The sequence below is a fragment of the Fodinisporobacter ferrooxydans genome (genome assembly GCF_022818495.1).
In the GTDB taxonomy this organism is placed as follows: Bacteria; Bacillota; Bacilli; order Tumebacillales; family MYW30-H2; genus Fodinisporobacter; species Fodinisporobacter ferrooxydans.
The window spans coordinates 3034301-3051489 of record NZ_CP089291.1; the positions used below are offsets into that span (position 1 = coordinate 3034301).

At 44.9% G+C, this 17189-nt stretch carries 14 protein-coding genes and 11 tRNA genes; 21 read left to right on the forward strand and 4 right to left on the reverse strand.

Annotated elements, in window-relative coordinates; genetic code table 11:
* Positions 1-119: 119 nt before the first annotated feature.
* The 3 genes from LSG31_RS14425 to LSG31_RS14435 all read right to left on the reverse strand — a co-directional run bounded on the left by LSG31_RS14425 (position 120) and on the right by LSG31_RS14435 (position 2531).
* Positions 120-485: a DUF2512 family protein gene (locus tag LSG31_RS14425; RefSeq protein ID WP_347435788.1), complete on the reverse strand. Its 366-nt coding sequence runs from the start codon at positions 483-485 to the stop codon at positions 120-122.
* A gap of 289 nt (positions 486-774) precedes the next feature.
* Complete coding sequence (locus LSG31_RS14430) at positions 775-2109, reverse strand: uracil/xanthine transporter (RefSeq protein WP_347435789.1); 1335 nt, start codon at positions 2107-2109, stop codon at positions 775-777.
* 170 nt (positions 2110-2279) lie between these two features.
* Positions 2280-2531 carry a hypothetical protein gene (locus LSG31_RS14435; protein WP_347435790.1) on the reverse strand — a complete coding sequence of 84 codons (252 nt, stop codon included), beginning with the start codon at positions 2529-2531 and terminating at the stop codon, positions 2280-2282.
* A gap of 1127 nt (positions 2532-3658) precedes the next feature.
* Between LSG31_RS14435 and LSG31_RS14440 the strand changes: the two genes are divergently transcribed.
* The 21 genes from LSG31_RS14440 (at position 3659) to LSG31_RS14540 (ending at position 16615) form a co-directional block, all read left to right on the forward strand.
* Positions 3659-4996, forward strand: a complete 1338-nt coding sequence (locus LSG31_RS14440) for an MFS transporter (protein WP_347435791.1) — start codon at positions 3659-3661, stop codon at positions 4994-4996.
* Positions 4997-5297: 301 nt separating this feature from the next.
* Positions 5298-5370: transfer RNA gene (locus LSG31_RS14445), tRNA-Thr, on the forward strand.
* Positions 5371-5377: 7 nt separating this feature from the next.
* Positions 5378-5454 (forward strand) — tRNA-Leu (locus tag LSG31_RS14450).
* A gap of 34 nt (positions 5455-5488) precedes the next feature.
* Positions 5489-5564 (forward strand) — tRNA-Ala (locus tag LSG31_RS14455).
* 4 nt (positions 5565-5568) lie between these two features.
* A tRNA-Asn gene (locus tag LSG31_RS14460) sits at positions 5569-5643 on the forward strand.
* Between the two features lie 9 nt (positions 5644-5652).
* Positions 5653-5724 (forward strand) — tRNA-Glu (locus LSG31_RS14465).
* A 440-nt stretch (positions 5725-6164) separates the two neighbouring features.
* Positions 6165-6240: transfer RNA gene (locus tag LSG31_RS14470), tRNA-Val, on the forward strand.
* 2 nt (positions 6241-6242) lie between these two features.
* Positions 6243-6319 (forward strand) — tRNA-Asp (locus LSG31_RS14475).
* Positions 6320-6322: 3 nt separating this feature from the next.
* Positions 6323-6399 (forward strand) — tRNA-Ile (locus tag LSG31_RS14480).
* Between the two features lie 289 nt (positions 6400-6688).
* A complete protein-coding gene (locus LSG31_RS14485; protein WP_347435792.1) occupies positions 6689-7255 on the forward strand; it encodes an anthranilate synthase component II in 567 nt (188 codons plus the stop codon).
* 12 nt (positions 7256-7267) lie between these two features.
* Positions 7268-8710 carry an anthranilate synthase component I family protein gene (locus LSG31_RS14490; RefSeq protein ID WP_347435793.1) on the forward strand — a complete coding sequence of 481 codons (1443 nt, stop codon included), beginning with the start codon at positions 7268-7270 and terminating at the stop codon, positions 8708-8710.
* Positions 8711-9355: 645 nt separating this feature from the next.
* Complete coding sequence (locus LSG31_RS14495) at positions 9356-10921, forward strand: LCP family glycopolymer transferase (RefSeq protein WP_347435794.1); 1566 nt, start codon at positions 9356-9358, stop codon at positions 10919-10921.
* Positions 10922-11075: 154 nt separating this feature from the next.
* Positions 11076-11498: a hypothetical protein gene (locus LSG31_RS14500; RefSeq protein WP_347435795.1), complete on the forward strand. Its 423-nt coding sequence runs from the start codon at positions 11076-11078 to the stop codon at positions 11496-11498.
* A gap of 214 nt (positions 11499-11712) precedes the next feature.
* Positions 11713-12630: an aldo/keto reductase gene (locus LSG31_RS14505; RefSeq protein WP_347435796.1), complete on the forward strand. Its 918-nt coding sequence runs from the start codon at positions 11713-11715 to the stop codon at positions 12628-12630.
* Positions 12631-12796: 166 nt separating this feature from the next.
* Positions 12797-13162 (forward strand): gamma-glutamylcyclotransferase family protein, encoded by a 366-nt coding sequence (locus LSG31_RS14510; RefSeq protein WP_347435797.1) that lies wholly within the window; start codon positions 12797-12799, stop codon positions 13160-13162.
* Positions 13163-13428: 266 nt separating this feature from the next.
* Entirely contained in the window at positions 13429-14574 is a 1146-nt protein-coding gene (locus tag LSG31_RS14515; protein ID WP_347435798.1) for a DUF6155 family protein, read from the forward strand.
* A 95-nt stretch (positions 14575-14669) separates the two neighbouring features.
* Positions 14670-15251 carry a Uma2 family endonuclease gene (locus LSG31_RS14520; protein WP_347435799.1) on the forward strand — a complete coding sequence of 194 codons (582 nt, stop codon included), beginning with the start codon at positions 14670-14672 and terminating at the stop codon, positions 15249-15251.
* Between the two features lie 113 nt (positions 15252-15364).
* A complete protein-coding gene (locus tag LSG31_RS14525) occupies positions 15365-16126 on the forward strand; it encodes an SDR family NAD(P)-dependent oxidoreductase (RefSeq protein ID WP_347435800.1) in 762 nt (253 codons plus the stop codon).
* A 200-nt stretch (positions 16127-16326) separates the two neighbouring features.
* A tRNA-Ser gene (locus tag LSG31_RS14530) sits at positions 16327-16419 on the forward strand.
* Positions 16420-16445: 26 nt separating this feature from the next.
* A tRNA-Ser gene (locus LSG31_RS14535) sits at positions 16446-16538 on the forward strand.
* A gap of 3 nt (positions 16539-16541) precedes the next feature.
* Positions 16542-16615 (forward strand) — tRNA-Gly (locus LSG31_RS14540).
* Positions 16616-16802: 187 nt separating this feature from the next.
* On the opposite strand, the gene LSG31_RS14545 is transcribed toward LSG31_RS14540, so the two are convergent.
* Complete coding sequence (locus LSG31_RS14545) at positions 16803-17099, reverse strand: DUF1292 domain-containing protein (protein ID WP_347435801.1); 297 nt, start codon at positions 17097-17099, stop codon at positions 16803-16805.
* Positions 17100-17189 lie beyond the last annotated feature (90 nt).

Consider the following 17189-nt stretch of genomic DNA (forward strand, 5'->3'; position numbering starts at 1 on the left):
CCTCCAGCTTTTTGAAAGACTTTTCTCCGCCAGTCAATAGTTTGACCAAAGCTGTTGAAACTATACGCATGTATCTGTACATATGTATAGTTTGACGAATGAAATGTATCACTAAGGAGTTATGTCCGTTTTAAATGCCTCAAAATATATACATGCAGCAGATATTCGAATGGAGCCAGACAGAGTGCGAGAGTACCAGCCTGCAGCAGAGAAACATGTGTATCCGGATAAAATTTTGCAAGCACCCAAACGATTAGCGTTATGCCAGGAAAGCCCATAAATAAAGCAGGAATGTTATCAAATAGGGGAACGATAGTCAGATCTGCAATCATCCCGACAACTGACAAGCAGAGTCCCGTTGTAAAAATGGGAGAGAAATTCGGGTAAAGAGATGGAACCAAACGGTCAGCCAAATAGAGAATGCTCGAAAACAGGATCAGTTTCATCAGGAAATTTTTTAATGAAAGATGGAATAGGTCGTTCATCACTGTGCTCTCCCTGCAAACCACTCAATTGAATACAAATATATATAACGATATATATCAAAATATGTATCTTTTAGTGCGTGTTCAAAAAGTGGTTAAGTAAGACACAAGGAGTGCGAAGCCGAAGCACGAAAAGGCGACGGAGTGTACGTGTCTGGTACATGAGTAAGCCTTTTGGGGATTCGGCAAAGCAATCCGCCGTGGAGTTTTGACTACTTTTTGAACATCCTCTTTTATTTGAAGTGTTTCCAGGGAGACGGGTTTCATACATAGAATCATGATCGATGAATTATTTTGCGGCTGGATTTTCCTTGCCGCGTTTTTCAAGCCATTCCCAAGGAACGGCATTTTCCAGCAACACGGATAATAAAATGCCGATTAACATACCATTGCTGGCGATGGATTGCAAAAGTTTTGGCAATGTTTCAAAAGCGGTTGCAGGTGTGCTTTGAATCGCGAGACCTGTCAAAATGGGGACAGCGATTCGAAAAATCGTGCGAAAATTGAACGTGACACCTTCGATATTCTGCAGTGCGGAACCAAACAGCTGCATATAGGCCACGAACAAAACGGCATCGCCAATGGAAATCGGCAATGTTGCAAAAAATCCGGCAAGCGGCGGAATCAAGCCGAGTATCGTAAAAAGGATTCCGCCGACAATGTAAGGAGATTTCGCCAATAATCGGGTCGTCCGTAAAAAGCCGATAGAGGACGTATAAGGAGCGTATGCAACAAGTGAGAACACGCCCGATGCAGCAGTATACATCCCGGTCAACAAAAAGGATCGCCGATATTCGGAAGCAGATACGGGGGTTTCAAAAACAAATTCTGCTGCACGCAATGTAGCAATCGTATTTGTCGTGTTAATGAAGGCCGATACGATCGTTGCGATTAGAATCCCAGGCTGAAAAGCAATCGTCCCCCAGTCAAATGGATGAAGGATTGCCTGCCATTTGGGGATGACAGGTGCTGAAGGTGAGCCAAATATCCAAACATATACAACCCAACCGACAACGATTCCGATCAAAATGGAAAAGTTGCTGATCAATCCTCTTCCGGCTACAGTCAAGCAACTGACCAGAACAACAAGCAGGATAGAAAGAATGGCAATTCCCGGATGAATATGACCGTCAGCCTGTATGCCTGTCATGCCTTTGAAAAATATATCGATGAGCTGTGCTGCCAACAAGATAAGAAGGACAGCCATGACAATAGGGCTAAAAAGCCGGTTCAGCCATTTGTGCAGACCGAGCAAACCAGAGACAGATATCAAAATCCCACCCAAAATCATACCTGCTCCGAGGCTTCCGCCAATCTCCGTTAACGGCATGCCGGTGGATGCTCCCAGAGAGCAGAGACTTAGGATAAATCCCCACCAAAGCCCGGATTGTCCTTCCATGAGCGGCAACCGGTGTCCGAAAACAATTTGCAATAAACAAGCGATGCCTGTCAGGATAAACGATCTTGACATCGCGCCGCTAATTTGTTCGGATGACAAGTGAAACGCATTACCCACGGACAGCGGAATGACTACAGTATTTGCAAACATAAATCCCAACCACTGCAATCCGGCAAAAAAAGTTACAAGATGTCCTTTTTGAAACAAGTGAAGCCTGCCATTCATAAGTGCTAGTCCCTTCCCCATACTATACATATAGCGAAATTTTCAGTTCATTCGATTTCGATTTTGAATTTTTGAAATTCTTTCTGGCAAGTCTCGCAACCAAAGTCGAACAATATGGAATCAGAAATAGATTTGAAAAGATTTGAAAAACTTTAAGGACTTATTTCATTTTAATTAAGTTCTTTACCCAATTGCTCGTCCAGTTTCCGTTCGATTTCTTCATCTGTCAGATCGTACTGTGCTGCGTATTCCCGGGCTTGCCGACGCTGTTCATAATAGTATTGGCGCAATTGGGCTCGTGTCGGTTTTTGTTCTGGATGATTGCGCCGAAGCAGCCGAAACAAAAAATAACTGATCAAGCTTGTTGCCAGTAACATAAGGATGCTGGTAAGAGGATTGCCAAAACCAAATCCGATGATCACAAAGACAACTCCATTCTATAAAATAACGTAAGTTTATACTTCCATCATAGCTTTCTTTTAATGACGATTCAAACTTTATAAGTGTGTGTTCAAAAAGTGGTTAAGTAAGACACAAGGAGTGCGAAGCCGAAGCGCGAAAAGGCGACGGAGTGTACGTGTTTGGTACATGAGTAAGCCTTTTTGGGATTCGGCAAAGCAATCCGCCGTGGAGTTTTGACTACTTTTGAACATCCTCTATAAGCAAAATTCAGACAGGCGAGGGGGCCATTATCATAGGAATGGGAGGTATGAAGAAAGAATCATAGAAAAAAACTGACGACTTTGTCGCCAGCTTGAACGGGGAGAAGGCCAGTTAACCCAGCCAATTATACTGTTCGTATTATGTAAACAAATTACGTCCGTAGTTTGTTGACATGTTTCATTGTTTACATATTGTTTATGTTACTATCATGCAATTTTTACGATAGAAAATCAATCTGATAATTGAACCAATCTAACCATAAAATAGTTCATAATGTAAATAGTTCGAAATCAAATGAATAATTGATCACGCCGCGAACAAATAACTGCTTTGATTGGGAGCATGCAAGTGACAGAAATTACGTTTTGATCCGATAAATATATATTTGACATTGAAAGCGTTTACAATTATAATTTTTAATAGGAGGGACGGCAACTGTGGCCGTCATTGATACTTGGCGTAGGCGGGGCCATTATCCGGAATGTTTTCACGTTGACACACACCTTCACATAACACTTTCCACAAAGAACCGGGGCATAAATAGCTCCGGTTCTTTGTGGAAGAGATCGATAAACGAAAATCGTCAATGGTCCGATTCGCCCCATCTGATTTACCACATCAGGATAAGAAAAATATCCCGAATGAGTCGGTAAAAATATATGCAACGTTAGTGTCTCCAGTAGTATTTTCGAAATTTTGATGAATAATTTTAAAATAAAGCAAAGGGATTGTATTTTATGACACATTGGAAAAAGCGTTTTTAAATGGAAACGTTTTCACTTAGTTTGGGTGGGGGGTGATGGCCGAAACGTAGAATTTGGAACAGTTCTTTAGCGGGCGTTGGCAATATCTGATTTTAAGGGTAGGGGAAAAGGAGGCAACGGCAATGGCGCAAAACATGTCAGCAGCGCAAATCAGCGAACACGATTATCGCAGCCAAGTAAGAAAGGCGGCGATCGCCAGTCTTATCGGTACGGCCATCGAATGGTATGATTTCTTTTTATACGGTACAATCGCAGCTTTGGTCTTCCCGAAATTATTCTTTCCGACATCCGATCCGTATGTCGGTTTTCTGGAGACATTTGCGATTTATGCTCTTGGTTTCGTCGCCCGACCGGTTGGTGGCGCCATCTTCGGCCATTACGGCGACCGCATCGGTCGCAAGGCGACATTGATCATCACGCTTCTTCTTATGGGCATAAGCAGCACGTTGATCGGGCTGATGCCTACTTATAACAGCATCGGTTCGTTAGCTCCATGGCTGCTTACGCTGCTGCGGGTACTGCAAGGCATTGGGGTAGGCGGAGAATGGGGCGGTTCGGTGCTTCTGTCGCTGGAATGGGGGCACAAGGAGAAACGCGGCTTAATGGGCAGTTGGCCGCAGTTGGGCGTTCCGTTGGGCCTTGCATTGTCTTCCGCGCTTGTCAGCATTTTTCTGGCGGTTGGCGGCAAAGAAGGATTTGTGAGCTGGGGCTGGCGGATTCCGTTTATTTTAAGTATTGTACTCGTCGCGATCGGGCTGTTCATTCGTTTGCGGATCATGGAGACACCGCTGTTCAGCAAGGTGATTGCAGAGAAACGCGTGGAGCGGACGCCTGTCAGCGAGGTGATCAAGAACAACTGGAAGGAAATTCTGCTGTCGGCGCTCCTGCGTATGTCCGAACAGACGCCGTTCTACATTTTCATCACATTTGTCATCAGTTACGGCACGGGAACCCTGCATTTGAGCGGCAATTTTCTGAACAACTCCGTACTTGCAGCAGCGTTTCTTTCATTGTTCAGCATACCGTTTTTCGGTTACTTGTCGGATCGCATCGGCCGCAAGCGAATGTATATCATCGGCTCGGCATTGACATTGATTTATGCATTCCCGTATTTTGGAATGCTGGATACGAAAGTGCCGGCTCTGGTTGTTCTGGCTATCGTTGTTTCACTGATTCCACACGACATGCAGTACGGCCCGCAGGCTGCCTTGATCGCCGAAAACTTCCCGACTCGGCTCCGATACAGCGGGGCATCGCTCGGCTATCAACTGGCCTCGGTAATTGCCGGAGGTCCGGCTCCGCTTGTGGCAGCCTGGCTGCTGCATACGTTCGGCTCTTCCAATGCGATCGCCGGATATATTGTCATTTGTTCGGTCATAACCATCATCGCGACTTCACTGCTCAAGGATCGCACCAAAGTTGACATTATTCAGGAATTCAACGAAGGCGTTTCGGTCTGATCTATAAATAATCGCAATGAATTTGGCATTTTCGATCACAATTCATGTCGTGCGTTCGGATGACTGATTTGATCAGGCATGAGGAAAATTGTTGTATGCATGTGTAGTACACATCCTACAACAATTCTTCCTCATGTCTTGTTGTTTTTTATTCGATGGAGACAAACGATGAAGCAATTTCCCTGTGGATCGATACATATCACACAAACTTTTTTAAAAATAACTCTTGCAAAATGGATGCACATCATGTTATATTAATCGGGCGGGACATGAGAGAGACATTTGTTTCTGAAAGATTTATGCCAGCATAGCTCAGCAGGTAGAGCAACTGACTTGTAATCAGTAGGTCGCGGGTTCGATTCCTGTTGCTGGCTTCATAATGCCGGAGTGATGGAATTGGCATACGTGCACGACTCAAAATCGTGATTTTGTGGGTTCGAGTCCCACCTCCGGCACCATTTGCAGAATTGGATGAGTTACATAGTGTTTTATGGGGGTATAGCTCAGCTGGGAGAGCACCTGCCTTGCAAGCAGGGGGTCAGCGGTTCGAATCCGCTTACCTCCACCAGTATTCCTCGATAGCTCAGCGGTAGAGCATCCGGCTGTTAACCGGAGGGTCGCAGGTTCGAATCCTGCTCGGGGAGCCATATAGAATTGGCCCCATGGTCAAGCGGTTAAGACACCGCCCTTTCACGGCGGTAACAGGGGTTCGAATCCCCTTGGGGTCATTTGACAGAGTCCGGAGACCAGAAGCCGGAAGCCAAAGTTGTTTCATGTTTCCGTCCAAACGAATGGTGAAGCGGTTATCATTCGGCTGGCGAATCAGAACCGAGAAATGCGAGGAAGAGCTTGAGCGGAGGAAGGATCGTACTAATGTACGTGACTGACGGAGTGAAAGATCTGACAAAGCAGTTCGACGGTTATCATTCGACTGGCGAATCAGAACCGAGAAATGCGAGGAAGAGCTTGAGCGGAGGAAGGATCGTACTAATGTACGTGACTGACGGAGTGAAAGATCTGACAAAGCAGTTCGACGGTTATCATTCGACTGGCGAATCAGAACCGAGAAATGCGAGGAAGAGCTTGAGCGGAGGAAGGATCGTACTAATGTACGTGACTGACGGAGTGAAAGATCTGACAAAGCAGTTCGACGGTTATCATTCGACACGGGCGCTTAGCTCAGCTGGGAGAGCACCTGCCTTACAAGCAGGGGGTCGGCGGTTCGATCCCGTCAGCGCCCACCATTGGAGCAGTGGTGTAGAGGCCTAACATGCCTGCCTGTCACGCAGGAGATCGCGGGTTCGAATCCCGTCTGCTCCGCCATATGGGCCTATAGCTCAGCTGGCTAGAGCGCACGACTGATAATCGTGAGGTCAGTGGTTCGAGTCCACTTAGGCCCACCATAAGGTAACAGCAAAATGCAGTGATCTTTGTTCACTGCATTTTTTTATTGACAATTGCTGCGAGAATTCGTATTCTTTACAGTAATCAGATTCATTCTATACTTCATAGCATATGTGCGAGCGCATGTGCTTGTATGAAGCAAGTCGAGTTGAGATGAGCAGTGAGTTGAGAAGAGCTGAGGTAGGTCAATCATTCCGTTTTGATCATGGAGGACCATGGCTCTTTGCCATGGTTATTTGTGCTTCCTGACCTATCTGTTCTTCCCGCTAAAAAGGAGGACAGAAGTGTATGATCGTCGTTATTGACAACTATGATTCGTTTACGTTTAATCTTGTTCAGTATTTTCAAGAGTTAGGTGCAGATGTCCGCGTGTTTCGCAATGATCAAACATCTTTGCAAGAATTGGAGCGCTGTAATCCTACACACCTGGTGATTTCTCCGGGGCCTTGTACACCGGATGAGGCAGGGATTTCGGTGGAAGCGATTCGGCATTTCGCAGGTGAAATTCCAATTTTAGGCGTATGTTTGGGACATCAAGCGATCGGTCAAGCGTTTGGCGGCAAAATCGTCCGCGCCAAAAAACCGATGCATGGAAAAGTATCAAAGGTAAATCACGGAAACGATTCGATTTTTGCATGTGTAAACAATCCGTTCACGGCAACTCGCTATCATTCATTAGTCGTGGAGCGGTCCTCTTTGCCAGATTGCCTTGAAGTTACGGCGGAGTCTGAAGATGGGGAAATTATGGGTATTCGCCATAAAGAGTACGCCATTTCAGGCGTTCAATTTCACCCCGAATCGATCCTCACAGAGGATGGACGGCAAATGATGCATAACTTCATTGCAAATGCATAAGGAGGAAAAGGAATGACAACACTTGTTTCACAAATTCCCGTCGAGTCACATGTCTACGAATTTCCACGAAACTGTGAAGCGTTTTCTGTGTTTCAGGCATTGACAAACGATCATGGCGAGCAGTCTGTGTTTCTGCTTGATTCCATTACCGATATTAAAAGTAAATATTGTTCGTCCATTATCGGATTCCGGCCTTTGATATCCGTGCGGGTGAAACAAAACCGAGCGTTTATTGAAGGAGAGGAAGTGCTGGCAAAAGCGATTCGCCAGCGCCTTTCGGAAGCTGACTTTTCATTAACAGATATACAAACACGGGTTCCCCGGATGCTGCGAATGATTCGCGGACAGTTTCAACAAAAAAATTCGCAAATTCCTCCATATGGTTTTGGGTTTTTGGGGTTTTTTGGATATGATTCCATCCGCTTTGTGGAAAATATCCCCGACAGCAATATAGATGACCGGGATATCGATGATATTCATTTGCAAATTCACCAGGTTGTCATGCAGTTCGACCGGGATGTGATCAAGGTTATCATAACAGATATTCCGGGTATTGATACGCCGACAATCCAGCAGTTGGAATCCTATCTGCATCCGTATGAAGCACCAGTATTTGAAGGGTACGAGAAAGAAGCATTGCGTGTGGTTCACGATGTGCCTTTTGAGACATTTATCCAAAATATAGAGAAGGCAAAAGAATATATTGTTGCCGGCGATATCTTCCAGATTGTCATCTCCCAACGGTCACAAGTGCTCGGAAACATTGATGCACAGGAAGTCTATTATCGACTTAAGCAGCTCAATCCTTCCCCTTATATGTTTTATGTGAATTATGGTGATTACCTCATTTTCGGTGCGAGTCCGGAAGTACAAGTCCGTTTGGAAAACGGCCAAGCGATGATGAAGCCGATTGCCGGAACGTCCAAGGGGAAAGGCGCAACGGTCGATGAAAATGTACGGCTTCGCTATATGCTGCAAGTCGATGAGAAAGAACGGGCCGAACATTTGATGCTGGTGGATTTATGCAGAAATGACTTGGGACGCGTCTGCGATGCGGGAAGTGTACACGTAGAAAAGTTTATGGAAGTAGAAGAGTATTCACACGTGTTTCATATGGTGTCCACAGTAACAGGACAAGTAAAAGCAGAAATGGATTTGTTTGATGTGTTTTTCTCTACATTCCCGGCTGGTACATTGTCCGGTGCGCCAAAGATTCGCGCGATGGAAATTATCGATGAATTGGAAACGCTGCGCCGAGGGCCTTATGGCGGTGTAATCGGCTGTTTTGATTTTCAAGGGAATATGAATACGGCCATTATCATCCGTACGGTTGTATACAAAAACGGTGTATGCTATTTGCAATCAGGCGCAGGCATTGTGTACGATTCCGACCCTGTACAAGAATGGAACGAGTGCGGGCATAAACTGGCAGCGCTGCGTGCAACCATTTTATAATTCGTTCCTTTTTGGGTACTGTCACAACGGTTGATTTGGAACAAATTCAAAAATGGGGCACTGACAACCAAACGCAGATTTCGCACGCTAAGAAAAATTGCAAACCAGAAAAGCCGGATTCCTGAACGCGAAGGAGTTCCGGCTTTTCTTTTTTCGAGAGGAATTTTTCAAGAGGAATTTTTTGAGCGGAACCTGTCAACAAACGACATACAACTCCTTTGAACAATTTTTTGTTTCATCCTAATAGAGGATGTTCAAAAAGTAGTCAAAACTCCACGGCGGATTGCTTTGCCGAATCCCAAAAAGGCTTACTCATGTACCAAACACGTACACTCCGTCGCCTTTTCATGCTCCGGCTTCGCACTCCTTGTGTCTTACTTAACCACTTTTTGAACACGCACTAATACTACCATTGTAAGTCACTGAAATGTTTTTTATAAATAGCCCATCGCGCACGGGTTGGCAAATGCTAATACATGCACGATTTTTTTATGTTTGTGCAGGCTTGTAAAAACAGCTTTGTTAAAGGATTCCTTTCACATGCTAAAGAAATATACAGATTCTGCTTCTAATATTTTTGGCGGAGTATGCTATAATAGCTAAGATTGTCTTACAGATTGCTAGATAGAAAGAGGTTGAGAATGCATGCAATCTCGTCAGGAGCGGAATAAAAAGCGGATGCCTTTATACAAAAGAAAAGGATTTTGGCTGGGGATTTTAATCCCGATACTGGTATTGGTTGGCGTGTCGGGATACTATTGGTATCGAATCAATCACTTTGTGTCACAAATTCAAGGTGGTTCGGACAATTCTTCTACTGTCGCTTGGTCGGGCAAAGACCGTGTCAATATCATGTTGTTCGGCGTAGATAACCGCGGCGGCGATCCCCATCCAAGGACGGATGTGAATCTGCTCGTTTCGATTGATCCCAAAACACATACAGCTGAAATGTTCTCCATTTTGCGGGATACATGGTACAAGATTCCAGGGTATTCTTCGCAAAAAATCAATGCAGCCTATTCTTTGGGCGGGCCAAGTTTGGCGATCAAAACATTTAGTGATTTTCTGCAAATTCCGATTAACTATTATGCAGTAACCGATTTTCAGGGTTTTGAAAAAATCGTCGATGCGGTCGGCGGCATTAATCTTTACGTCGAAAAGAATATGGACTATACGGATGATGGCGTATATGATATCCATTTGAAAAAAGGCTATCAGCACCTGGACGGCCGGCATGCGTTGGAATATGTGCGGTTTCGGCACGATGCGATGGGTGATTTTTGGCGGACGGAACGGCAGCGGAATTTCTTAAAAGCGTTGGCGGAACAGATGAAAAAACCGGCAAACATCCTTAAGGTGCCGTCGATCCTGGATGCGATTCAACCTTATATCAAAACAAACATGACTATGGATGACATGTTGAAACTTGGCATGCTGGCAAAAGACATCAATTGGGCGAACATGAAATCACAGCAGGTTCCGGATATGAAAGATCTGAAAACGGGATTTATCGATGGTGAAGATTCTGTCATTCCGAATGTGTATGCGACACGCGTCATGGTTCACAAAATGCTCGGGATGAACGACGCGATTCAGCAAGATCCGTCTGTGGAATACCAGGGTTCCGTTTCTTCTCAGCCAAGCGGTTCGAATGCATCCTCCACACAGCCGGAGTTGCCGGCAAATCCGCAAGCTCAGGAAAAAACAGGGAATGGAAATCCGAATGATCAACCGACAAATCCCTTTGGCAGCGGATCGAATCAATCATCGGCTCCATCAAATGGCGATGGGAAGGGAACTGGCAGCACTGGAACAGATCCGGCCGGGAACACGCAAATAAACGTGAACGGGTCTTCTGGGAACTCTGGTTCTGGCGCATCAACCTCGAACGGATCGACAGGTTCGAATGCCGGTACTTCCAATTCCGGCGCAGCAAGCTCCAACGGCAGCACACGGAACGGGAGTCCGACCGGTTCGAGTACTGCCCCCAATCCTGCAAATGGGACAGGAACGACGAAAGGAACGAGTGCCAATACAAATGGTGCGTCCTTTGCGACAGCTCCTCCTTCCAGTGGAACTGTACAGTCCGGAACGGGATCAAGCCAGGGAGAAGCGGGCCAAAACAGCCAAAGCTCAGGGACAACTACAGGTGCAACAACAGGAACACCGAATTCGGGATCTTCTTCTGTGACATCCGGACAAACCAAGTAGCAAGCAATTGTATAGAAATGCATAGAAGTACATGGGGAAAGTGCAACGGTTGGTTGCGCTTTTTCCTTTTCTTTGTCCGGAAAAAGAAAAAGGATTCTAATGGACGTCCCATCCTCCATATGAATGATAGTAGGAAGCGGGAGGGGGAGTTTGATTGGATGAATGGATTCGGTTTCTCGGTGTCATGTCTGCGTTGTCCGTATCTGCTCAAACCGTTACGGAACAATTAAAAAAGCGCATTTCATTTTTAAAGCTGCAACGTTCGGGCGATGATCCAATTCTGAATATGGCAGAGCATATCGTGCAAAAAAAGGAAATGATTCGTCACTCCAATGTACAATTTATATCCGGCGTGAACGGGACCCTTTTAGCATGGATGGGGCAAATCCATCCGCTGCAGCTATTGGGAATCACGCCTCTTTGGAGTACATTGCAGCCGCAGGAGCTTGCGGATGTTCTGGATTATGTCACGGCAGGCGTACTTGTTTCTTATGGCGGGCCATGGTTTAACGAGATGCTTGATGCCATCCGGTTTTATAAGCAAACATTAAAAACACAGATGCAGCCGAAGCAATAATTTTGTAAGAAAAATAGATAAAGTAGTTAAAAATGTGTGAACGAAACAATGGCCTCCTTTTCGAGGTCATTTTTTACGGCCTACTGTCAATTTGATTCCATATATACGTGCATGAGTATAAAAATAGTATGGAAAATCTCGGGGTTATATTGTTTTGACATATGGAATCGACTATCGTTTAATAAGAGTAGGAAATCAATGGGAGGGAATGAAGATGAAATATCGCAAACTTGGCAAGACAAATTTGAAGGTTTCGGTGATTGGCGTTGGGACATGGCAGTTTGGCGGCGAATGGGGCATGGATTTTACGCAAAAGGAAGTCGATGCCATCTTGGATCGCGCGTATGAAGAAGGCATTAACCTGATCGATACGGCGGAATGTTATGGTGATCATTTATCGGAATCCTTGATCGGCGATTATCTGTCGCGGAGAACGCGTGATTCCTGGATCGTTGCGACGAAATTTGGACACTTGTTTAGCGGGCGGTTCGAACGTGAGCAATTATGGTCCCCGCAAGAGGTTCTCCGGCAATTGGATGCATCTTTGAAAGCGTTAAAGACAGATTACATAGATTTGTATCAATTCCACTCCGGCACTGACGAGGCGTTTGATCAAGACGATCTCTGGACTCTCTTGGATAAACAAGTACAAGCGGGCAAAATACGCCATCTTGGCACTTCGATTGGCAGCAATGACAATCTTCATCAGACGGAAGCGTCCAGCCGAGTAGGTTCAGCGGCAATCCAAGTGGTATACAATCGCCTCGATCGCAAACCGGAAGAGCGCGTCTTCCCATCCTGTATGGCGCAAGACCTCGGTGTACTTGCACGCGTCCCACTCGCCAGCGGCTATCTGAGCGGAAAATACAAGCCTGGAACGGTGTTCGGAGAAACAGACGTACGGCACAGGCATAATCAAGAGGAAACAAGAGAGAAACTTGAGATGGTGGAAGAAATTCGCAAGACCGAAGTTCCTGAAGGGATGGACATGGCGACATGGGCGCTCGCCTGGTGCTTAAAGCATCCTGCTGTAACGACGGTGATCCCGGGGTGCAAAAATCCCGAGCAAGTTTCGAAAAATGCACAGGCAGCGGAATTTGTGACGGAAGAACATCATCAGGATTGGCGTTAAATTTCGAGCAATTGAATTTGCCGAAGACGATTCATAAAACGATTTCAAAATGAACGAGGATGAAAGCGAATTTGTCATCACTTGCTTCTTCAAATTCTAGCACACCCATTGGGAAGTGCTATTTTTTTGAAGATCGTATTCGCGACAATGCTGGACAAACGGGATATTGGCTGATACGGGCTTTGGATATCCGGCAATCGTAAGAGAGCGGACATTGCATCATGTACAGGAATCGCATGAAGCAATGGCAAACAGCATATTGAAACAAAAGAAACAGTTTTTATATTTCGCTTACGGATCATGCATGGATGATGAACGTTTCAAACTCCACCGAGTGGATGGCTTGTTCATGGATGTGTTCGGTTGTGGTTTACTGCATGGGTATTCCTTCCGGTTCACAAGAAAAGCATATGAAGGCGGACACGCCAACATAGTAGAGTGTACGAGTTCTTTCGGTGGAACGGTAGAAGGCAAAGTCTATCGCATCGGCCAGGCAGCGCTGACTTATTTGCATGAAAGAGAAGGTGTGTGAGCGAGGGGTATTATGGGTGGTTGGAGAAGAAACTGCTTCAGTAATCATAAACATCATGCCTCTCCTTTGTCATTTAGTTTACCCTATCAACCGTACCATAAGTAACGGTAAAATTTTTTGAGCTTTGTTATTTAATCATCTTAGGAAAGTTTACACTTATTAATCTGGAAAGAGGCATTGATCTTTTGTTTTGTAAACGTATCCCTATCCGCTATAATAATGCTCAGACTACAAATTACCTTACTTGTTAATAAGGAGCCAAACATATGATCTATCAATTTAAAGTAGCACTGGAAGATATACACCCTTCCATTTGGAGAAGATTCCAGGTGGACAGTTCGATTACGTTTCACCAATTGCATAAAACACTGCAGATTGTCATGGGCTGGCAAGAGTATCATCTTTATGAGTTTAATTTCGGTTCTTTCTCGATTACGCGTCCTGATCCGACATTTCCACCAGATGACCGATCAGAACTGCATGCCCGAAGGGAAAAATTACATGCCCATCTAATAAATGAAGGGCAACAGGTAGTATATATCTACGACTTTGGCGACGATTGGAAACATGAGTTGATACTGGAAAAAATCCTTCCAAAGCAAGATGAAATGCAGTATCCCTTTTGTCTGGAAGGTCAACGAAGCTGTCCGCCGGAGGATTGTGGAGGTACATGGGAATATCAGCGAATGGTTGAGATTTTGGCAACGAAATCACATCCTGAATATAAAGATACCGTCTCCATGTTAAAAAAGGGATTTGACCCCGAGGGTTTTGATCTTGAAGAAGTAAACGTTCAGCTTCATAAAAAAGCAAGCCAGTTAAATCAAAAGGCAAATTCAAACGTTCTTCAGCATGAAGAGACGCCAAAGAAGCCGGTCAAGCTCACTGCCGCGAAATTGAAAAAACAATTGCAATCCCTGTCAAATACGGAGCTTATCCAGATCGTAGTCGAAACTTTTAAATCCAGCAAACAAGCAGAACAATTTCTCACTGTCAAACTGGTTGGGGAGGAAGCGGTTGAGGGGCTGTTTGCTGTTTATCAAAAGAAGATAAAGGATGAATTTTTCCCGGATCGCGGTTTCGGAAAACTGCGGTTAGCAGAAGCGAAAAAGGCCATTGACGAGTTTGAAAAGATCACACAAAGCAAAAAGCATACGTTGGAGTTAAAGCTTTTTTATGTCGTAATGGGTGTGGATTTCATGAATGCATATGGAGATATTGACGCTCGCTTTTATGAAAATATCCTGAAAATGTATGAATCGGTAATTGAAGTAATAAATGAAGATGACGGCTACGATTTATATGAGGAGTATGAGGAACGAATCGCTGCAATAGTCGATAAGACGGATGGGATCGGATGGGGATTCCATGATGCAATGCAGGATATTCATGAAGCGATTCGATGGTTGTGAAAGTATTTGTAAGACAGCTTATTTACTGACAAGAATGTTAAATGAAAGATTGGAAATGGAAATAGTCGTTTCTATTTTTTAGGAGGGTGAATACGATGAGCACTCCACAATATCATTCAGAACGGACATACAGCTATCAAGATTATGTAAATTTGTCTACAGAAGAGCGCTTTGAATTAATTGATGGCGTTCCGTACAATATGTCCCCTTCTCCATCGAGAAGGCATCAACAAATTTTGGGCCAGTTGGCAACCGAATTTACATTCTACCTTCGCGGAAAAACATGTGAAGCCTTGATAGCGCCATTTGATGTACGATTGTTTGCCAACGGTAAAACAGATGACGAGATTCGGGACGTCGTGCAACCGGATCTAAGTGTCATATGCAATCCAGACAAACTTGACGATAAAGGTTGTAAAGGGAGTCCTGATCTTATAGTAGAAATTCTTTCACCGTCAACAGGAAAGCTCGATCGTTGGATCAAGTATAAATTGTATGAACGGGCAGGAGTCAGGGAGTATTGGCTTGTAGAACCGACAAATAGCACGATTGAGATTTTTACTTTAAATGAACAGGGGCGCTATGAGCTACATGGCGTATATGGGAGGGGTGATACGGTTCCTGTAGGTATATTCGAGGATTTGGCGATTGATTTAAAAGTGATTTTTAGGGATTAAGTCCGAATAAAGTTGTTGCCAGCACATGAAAACGAATACCAATGGGAGTTGGAAATGTAGATACATGAGCAATTTACATCAAATCTACGAAACAAGTCAGGAGCCGTGGAATCATGAAAATCGATTTGTCGAATAAAACAGCCCTCGTTACGGGCGCCTCAGGGCAGCTCGGCAGAGTCATGGCACGTACATTAGCCTCGTGCGGCGCGGATGTCGTGATACATTATCTGAAGAATGAAACGATGGCACGCAGCCTGCAAAACGAAATTGAAGCACTTGGCAGACAAGCGCTTCCCCTGCAGGCCGATCTGACAGACGCAGATGCTGCCGCAAAAATGAAAAGCCAGATCTTTGACAGGTTTGACTCCTTGGATATTTTGGTAGCCAATGCAGTCAGCCAGTATACATGGACGACAATTCTCGAACAGGATCTGGACGATTATGTGGATCAATTTGAGACGTGTGTCATGCAAAACGTTTTGTTAATCAAAGCGTTCGTTCCACATATGATCGAACGTGGGTATGGGCGGGTCATCGGGATCAATACAGAGTGCGCGATGCAGAATTTCCCGACGCAATCCGCATATGTGGCAGGGAAGCGCGGCATGGATGGGATATACCGCATTCTCGCAAAAGAGGTCGGGGAACATCAGATTACAGTCAATCAAGTAGCGCCTGGGTGGACGATCAGCGACCGCGATCGCGAAAATCAAACAGAGATTCAAGCGGCGTACTCGGCAAGTGTTCCGCTCAAACGCCGAGGAACCGACCAAGAGATCGCCAACGTCGTGGCTTTTTTGGCATCTGATCTCGCGAGTTTCATCACCGGTGCATATATCCCTGTGTGTGGCGGAAATGTAATGCCGACGATTTAGAACTGGCTGGAAAAACACGAATCTTCTTTCTTCGCGCATTGTATGACTTCAACTTTTGCTAGAATTCATTGTTTGCAACGTTTGTGTTGTTCAAGAGGATTGTGTCATAAAAAGGTGTCAAAAAAGGACTTGTAAAATAGAACAAAAAATGATATATTATTAATTGTCTTGTTAAACACGGTTTTCTTTCAATTGAGATTGGAGAGGTGTCCGAGTTTGGTCTAAGGAGCACGATTGGAAATCGTGTAGGCGCTAAACCCGCCTCGAGGGTTCGAATCCCTCTCTCTCCGCCATTTTAACAAGATTCATCAAATGCCATGGAGTGATGGCCGAGTAGGTCGAAGGCGCTCGATTGCTAATCGAGTATACGGCTAAAACCGTATCGAGGGTTCGAATCCCTCTCGCTCCGCCATTTGCGGGTGTAGTTCAATGGTAGAACTTCAGCCTTCCAAGCTGATAGCGTGGGTTCGATTCCCATCACCCGCTCCATAACCGGTTTTGAATTCAACTCTTTCCGTGGTTTTCGGAAGAGTTTTTATTTTTTTTGCTGCTTGAAAAATTGAAAAAAGGATTGTCCCAATGATCTGTGACAATCCTTTTTTATAGAGTAAAGCTTGATACAGCTAGCGGTTAGCTATAGGATCAGGTTACCTATCGGATCATGCGAAAGGCGTGACTATTCTGCTGTGTCCGCAAACGCTTCGTATGCTTTTACGACCGCATTCCATTCTTCGTCATCCTCGATATCGACAAGGAATTCGTCACCGTTCGCATCTTCTTCCAACCGCAAGATGACCGCATCGCCTTCCGGATCTTCACTCGGAACTAAAATTGCATAATTCTGATCGCTATGTTCCATAACATCGACAATCAAAAATTCATGCTCGTCACCGTTATCATCTGTCAATACCACTACTTCGAATTCATGCTCATGATCGCAATCAGGACCGTGCTGGTGGTTGTGATCTGCCATACTTGCATTCGCTCCAATCGTACTTGAATAATAAAATATGTAGAACTATGTACTACCATACGTTTTAACAGGCACGCTGTCAAATGTTTT

Bases quoted from the DNA above. Each gene is read 5' to 3' on its own strand.
- LSG31_RS14425 (WP_347435788.1), bottom strand. From the start codon at position 485: ATGAACGACCTATTCCATCTTTCATTAAAAAATTTCCTGATGAAACTG.
- LSG31_RS14430 (WP_347435789.1), bottom strand. From the start codon at position 2,109: ATGAATGGCAGGCTTCACTTGTTTCAAAAAGGACATCTTGTAACTTTT.
- LSG31_RS14440 (WP_347435791.1), top strand. From the start codon at position 3,659: ATGGCGCAAAACATGTCAGCAGCGCAAATCAGCGAACACGATTATCGC.
- LSG31_RS14485 (WP_347435792.1), top strand. From the start codon at position 6,689: ATGATCGTCGTTATTGACAACTATGATTCGTTTACGTTTAATCTTGTT.
- LSG31_RS14490 (WP_347435793.1), top strand. From the start codon at position 7,268: ATGACAACACTTGTTTCACAAATTCCCGTCGAGTCACATGTCTACGAA.
- LSG31_RS14495 (WP_347435794.1), top strand. From the start codon at position 9,356: ATGCAATCTCGTCAGGAGCGGAATAAAAAGCGGATGCCTTTATACAAA.
- LSG31_RS14505 (WP_347435796.1), top strand. From the start codon at position 11,713: ATGAAATATCGCAAACTTGGCAAGACAAATTTGAAGGTTTCGGTGATT.
- LSG31_RS14515 (WP_347435798.1), top strand. From the start codon at position 13,429: ATGATCTATCAATTTAAAGTAGCACTGGAAGATATACACCCTTCCATT.
- LSG31_RS14520 (WP_347435799.1), top strand. From the start codon at position 14,670: ATGAGCACTCCACAATATCATTCAGAACGGACATACAGCTATCAAGAT.
- LSG31_RS14525 (WP_347435800.1), top strand. From the start codon at position 15,365: ATGAAAATCGATTTGTCGAATAAAACAGCCCTCGTTACGGGCGCCTCA.
- LSG31_RS14545 (WP_347435801.1), bottom strand. From the start codon at position 17,099: ATGGCAGATCACAACCACCAGCACGGTCCTGATTGCGATCATGAGCAT.